Genomic DNA, 5,426 nt, shown 5'->3' with positions numbered 1-5,426 from the left:
TTCGAATTTTCTTCTGGTTTAGTTTCACCCCTCTCATATTTTTACGAGTGTTATCATTCGAATATCTATAATTATCATGTGCGAAATAATTTCGGGATACCACAATAATGTTCGAAATACTGTAAAAATTTAAGTATATGAAACCTAAAAAATAACAACAAGAAAATCTTTAGTTGTGAGAGGATGAAGAGGGTAGTTATCGCTGGAACATCAAGCATGGTGGGAAAAACCACAATATCAACAGGAATAATGAAGGCATTGTCTAAAAAATACAACGTCCAACCTTACAAAGTAGGTCCTGATTATATAGACCCAACTTACCACACAATAGCAACAAATAACAAATCAAGAAATTTGGATTCTTTTTTCATGAATGAAGAGCAGATAAGGATTTTATTCAAAAAACACTCAAAATATAAGGATATAAGTGTTATTGAAGGAGTTAGAGGATTATATGAAGGCATTTCACCATACAATGATATTGGTAGTACCGCATCAGTGGCAAAAGCATTAAACGCCCCAGTTATATTACTGATGAACGCAAGGAGTTTAACAAGAAGTGCTGCGGCAATTATAAAGGGATTTAAAGCATTTGATAGCCAAGTTAATATAAAAGGTGTTATATTCAACATGGTTAGGGGAGAAAAGCATATAAAAAAACTAAAAGAGGCGGTAAAACATTACATTCCTGACATTGAAATCATTGGAGCAATCCCAAGGGATGAGGCATTAAATGTCCCCCAAAGGCACCTCGGTCTAATCCCAACACCAGAAAATAAAAAATCATTGGAGGAAAAAATAAATCTTTGGGCAGAGATTGTTGAGAAGTATTTGGATTTGGATAAAATTATCGAGATTAGTGATGTTGATGATTTTGAGGTAAATGATGGAGAACTTTGGGAAATAGATAAAAATAAGTGCAAGATTGGAGTGGCGTATGATGAAGTCTTTAATTTCTACTATTGGGATAATTTTGATGCATTGGAAGAGAATGGGGCAAAGATTGAGTTTTTCAGCCCTTTAAATGATAAAGAAATCCCTAATTGCGATATTATATACATAGGAGGAGGTTATCCAGAAGAGTTTGCTGAAAAATTGAGTAATAACAAAGAGATGCTTGAAGCAATAAGGAATTTTGATGGAAAGATCTATGGAGAATGCGGAGGATTGATGTATCTAACCAACTCAATAAATGGAATAAAGATGCTTGGTCTTTTGGATTGCGACTCTGTTATGACAAAAAACGTCCAAGGATTGAGTTATATTGAAGGGGAATTTATTGAGGATTGTGTTATTGGAAAGAAGGGTTTAAAGTTTAGGGCACATGAGTTCCACTACTCAAAATTAATAAATATCAGAGAAAAAATCTTTGCATATAAGATAAATAGGGGGAGGGGCATAATAAACAGTATGGATGGGATTAAAAAAGGTAATGTTTTGGGTGGTTATGCTCATCAGCATTGTGTTGCAAATCCTTACTTTGCTTCAACAATGGTAAATAGTGTTGATGAATAATGTGGTTAGTATGAAAAGAGAATTTTGGGAGAAATTATCATGGTTTTTTGGAATAGCATCATTTTTATTAATTTTTATAGGGCTTTGTTTATCTTTTGGGTTGGGAAAAGACCACATTAAAGATATTTTAGTAAATGCAAGTTTTGATAGCAGTATCGGAAGTATTCTAATAAACGCAGGAGTCGGCTTTGCTACTGCTTCAATGATGGTATATGTTGCATTACAAGGTTAGAGAAATTAGGAAAGATAGAGATTTAGCATTAAGAAAAGAACATACTCAAGAGTTGAGAGAAAAGGTTGTAATACCTTGGATTAGAGAGTTGAATAATATATCAAATGCAAAAAAGTATTATCCCGTATTGCCTCAAAAGGGAGATAATTATTTTGGGGAATATTATAAAGTGGAAGATTTTGATATTGAAAGAACTGAAAAAATACTTTTTAAAGATTTTTTAGAGAATCATGCATCTAAGGAATTAAAAGAGTCATTTAAGTATTTTAAAAAATATTGTGAAAAGTTATCTAATCGTATTAATGAAACTAAAAGGAAAATAAAGGATTTTTTAAAGGAGAACTTAAAAAAGCATGAAATTTTAATATTGAATGACCGTGAGATTTGCAAGCAAATAGAGAAAAATTATAATTTTCATGCTTTTGAAGAAGAAATTGTAGATTTTATTTTAAGTTGCTTATTATGTGAAGCAAAAATAAAGATACACAAAAATGGTATATATTATAAAAATTACCAAAAAATAGAGTTTTGTTATATCGATAAATGTGGTTATTGGAAATATTCTCCAAAAGCAATATTTGTAAGTAAAACCATTGATGAAAATAAAAAAGCAGAGGTTGAAAATCTCTTAAATGAATTATTAAATAAAGCAAAAGAAAAATTTAAAAATGACATTGAGAAGATTTATACATTGGTAGATGAAATTAATAAAAACAAAAAAATAATGCATGAAGAATTAAAGAAATTTGAACATAAGAGAATTTATGATGGAAACTGCGAATATATAAAATATCCTTAGATTTAGATAATGATAAAGGGAGATTGTATGGACAGAGTTGAATACATTATAAAACATGGCATTGAACTGGCTTATGATATAGATGCGGATGTATTGATGATATTTACAGAAACTGGAAAAACATACAAAATCCTAAAAAAAATACTGGATAGTATAAACAATAAAAACTGTGGAAAAAACGCTTCATTTAAATTTATTTCATTAAAACATTTTCCAAACATTGATAAAATAAAAAATAAAAAATTAAAAATTATCGTTACTACTCCAAATAGAGATACATACAATTGGCTATTAAATGAAGAAAATATTGTTCCAGTATTTTTAAAGTATAGGGATGACGATAGACAATCATTAGTCAAACATGGGATTATTACATCACTTGAAAAGAATTTATTAAATAGTAAAGATATTGTTGTTGCAATTGTTGGAATTCCAAAAACTCCCGGTGGGGTAGATACAATAACAGTTGTTGAAGTTAATAGACACACCACATCCTTAAAATTGTATGAACTTTTAAAATCTGTGGATGATATCGAGAGAAAAACTATTGAGCAAGTTTTAAACATTGCCTTGGAAATAGGAAAAGAAGGTAGGGAAGGAAGATCAATTGGAACAATATTTGTTATTGGAGATACGTTGAATGTTATGAACCAGTCCCAACAGTTAATATTAAACCCCTTTGCTGGACATAATGCAAATATCTTTGATGAAAAGGTTAAGGGAACTGTAAAAGAGTTATCCCCTATTGATGGAGCATTTATAATAACTGAAGATGGAAGGGTTATAGCAGCAGGGAGGTATTTAGAGAGCAAAGCAGATAACATAAAACTTCCATTAGGGCTTGGAGCAAGACATAGAGCAGCGGCCGCTATATCAAAAAATACAAATGCCATTGCAATAACTGTCTCTGAAAGTGGAGGTATTGTTAGGGTTTTTAAAGATGGAGAAATTGTATTTGAAATAGATCCCCGCTCAAAATCTATATCTTATTTAAAGTAAAATTTTTATTGTTATACTAATTACTATTTTCATTAGTATTTGTCATATTATTTAATAAAATTATTTTTGGAGGGTGATGATGACACTTGCTGAGAAGATACTCTCAAAAAAATTAGGCAGAGAAGTTTGTGAAGGAGAAACCGTTGAGGTTGATATTGATTTGGTCATGACACATGATGGAACAACACCATTATCAGCAAAGGCATTTAAGGAAATGACTGATAAGGTTTGGGATAATGAGAAGATAGTTATCATTTTTGACCACAACGTGCCAGCAAATACTGCAAAAGCAGCAAACATGCAAAAAATAGCGAGAGAATTTGTAAAAGAACAAGGTATAAAATACTTCTATCCAGAAGGAGAAGGAATCTGCCACCAAGTTTTAGTTGAGAAAGGGCACGTAAAACCAAACATGATTATTGCTGGTGGAGATAGCCACACGTGCACACATGGAGCATTTGGAGCATTTGCAACTGGTTTTGGAGCAACAGACATGGGCTTTATTTATGCAACAGGAAAAACATGGATAAAAGTGCCAAAGACCATAAGGGTTAATGTTGTTGGGGAAAATGAGAGAATTACCCCAAAAGATGTTATTTTAAGAATTTGCAAAGAAGTTGGTAGAAGAGGAGCAACATATATGGCATTGGAGTATGGTGGAGAAGTGGTAAGAAGAATGGATATGGAAGGAAGGATGGTTTTAAGTAATATGGCAATTGAGATGGGAGGAAAGGTTGGGTTGATTGAGGCTGATGAGAAAACTTATGAGTATTTGAGAAAAGTAGGAGTTAGTGGGGAGGAAATATTAAACTTAAAGAAAAATGCAATAAGAGTAAATGAAAACGAGGAAAATTATCACAAATTTATAGAGATTGATATCACCGATATGGAGGAACAAATTGCCTGCCCTCATCATCCAGATAACGTTAAGGATGTTTCGGAGGTTGTGGGAACACCAATTGACCAAGTATTTATTGGTTCATGCACCAATGGAAGGTTGAGTGATTTGAGGGAAGTAGCAAGAGTTTTAAAAGGCAAAAAAGTCCATAAGGATGTAAAATTAATCATCATCCCCGCATCAAAAAAGGTATTCTTAGATGCTTTAAAAGAAGGATTAATTGAGATATTTATTGAGGCAGGGGCTATGATTTGCACTCCTGGTTGTGGACCTTGCTTAGGGGCTCATCAAGGTGTTTTAGCAGATGGAGAGGTTTGTTTATCAACAACAAATAGAAACTTTAAAGGTAGGATGGGCAATAAAAATGCTGAAATCTATTTATCTTCCCCGACCATTGCAGCAAAGAGTGCTGTTAAGGGATATATTACAAATGAATAATTATTTTTATATCATTGTTATTTTTTATTTTTTTATTAATTTAAATATCCAAATCTTCAAAAAAAAATAAATAAATATTTGTCTCAATAGAATAATTTTTTATAATTAACCCTAATTCCCATCACACATTTAGATATATAATTACAATGTGGAAATAGTTAGATACTATTAAGTTTTAGCAATTGAAGTAATAACCATTATTAACAAACTTACCTAAATTAACATCATACAACGTCTTAATATTATAGGCGATTGTAAAGAGCAATAATTTAACGCTAAATCCTCTTTTACTTATGGCTCTTATACGCTTTGGGAACATTTCAACCAACTTTGAAAAGTTTGTTTCGATAGTTTTCTCAATTTATTTAGTATTTTATACTTTATCTTTTCTATAAACGATTTAATCATGTTATTCTTTTTATAGATTCGAAATAAACGTTTCCCCATCCTAACATATTTTGAAAACCTTCATCTATATAAACCCCTTATCTCCAATTATAGAGCAGTTTGAGAAAGTTCTTAACAAAACAGTTTTATAATTATCT

At 31.3% G+C, this 5,426-nt stretch carries 6 protein-coding genes; 5 read left to right on the top strand and 1 reads right to left on the bottom strand.

The features are described from left to right. The first annotated feature begins 183 nt into the window (after positions 1-183). From cfbB to hacA, 5 genes are all read left to right on the top strand, one after another. A complete protein-coding gene (gene cfbB, locus METFODRAFT_RS08925; protein ID WP_007045279.1) occupies positions 184-1,515 on the top strand; it encodes a Ni-sirohydrochlorin a,c-diamide synthase in 1,332 nt (443 codons plus the stop codon). Between the two features lie 10 nt (positions 1,516-1,525). Then, positions 1,526-1,747 (top strand): hypothetical protein, encoded by a 222-nt coding sequence (locus METFODRAFT_RS11610; RefSeq protein ID WP_052322770.1) that lies wholly within the window; start codon positions 1,526-1,528, stop codon positions 1,745-1,747. Further along, entirely contained in the window at positions 1,728-2,546 is an 819-nt protein-coding gene (locus tag METFODRAFT_RS08920) for a hypothetical protein (RefSeq protein ID WP_007045277.1), read from the top strand. Before METFODRAFT_RS11610 ends, METFODRAFT_RS08920 begins: the two co-directional genes overlap by 20 nt. Before the next feature lie 27 nt (positions 2,547-2,573). Continuing rightward, the gene (locus tag METFODRAFT_RS08915; RefSeq protein WP_007045276.1) at positions 2,574-3,545 is read left to right on the top strand and encodes a diadenylate cyclase; all 972 of its coding nucleotides are present in this window, start codon (positions 2,574-2,576) and stop codon (positions 3,543-3,545) included. Between the two features lie 79 nt (positions 3,546-3,624). Continuing rightward, positions 3,625-4,881, top strand: coding sequence for a homoaconitase large subunit (gene hacA, locus METFODRAFT_RS08910; protein ID WP_007045275.1), 1,257 nt, complete (start codon positions 3,625-3,627; stop codon positions 4,879-4,881). A 175-nt stretch (positions 4,882-5,056) separates the two neighbouring features. Here the strand turns inward: hacA and METFODRAFT_RS11605 are convergent, their stop codons facing one another. Next, entirely contained in the window at positions 5,057-5,200 is a 144-nt protein-coding gene (locus METFODRAFT_RS11605) for a hypothetical protein (RefSeq protein ID WP_245528987.1), read from the bottom strand. Positions 5,201-5,426 lie beyond the last annotated feature (226 nt).

It is taken from the genome of Methanotorris formicicus Mc-S-70, from assembly GCF_000243455.1.
Classification (GTDB): domain Archaea; phylum AGJL01; class Methanococci; order Methanococcales; family Methanococcaceae; genus Methanotorris; species Methanotorris formicicus.
Note: the sequence above shows the minus strand (reverse complement) of the source record. Positions and strands in the feature narration are given on the sequence as shown.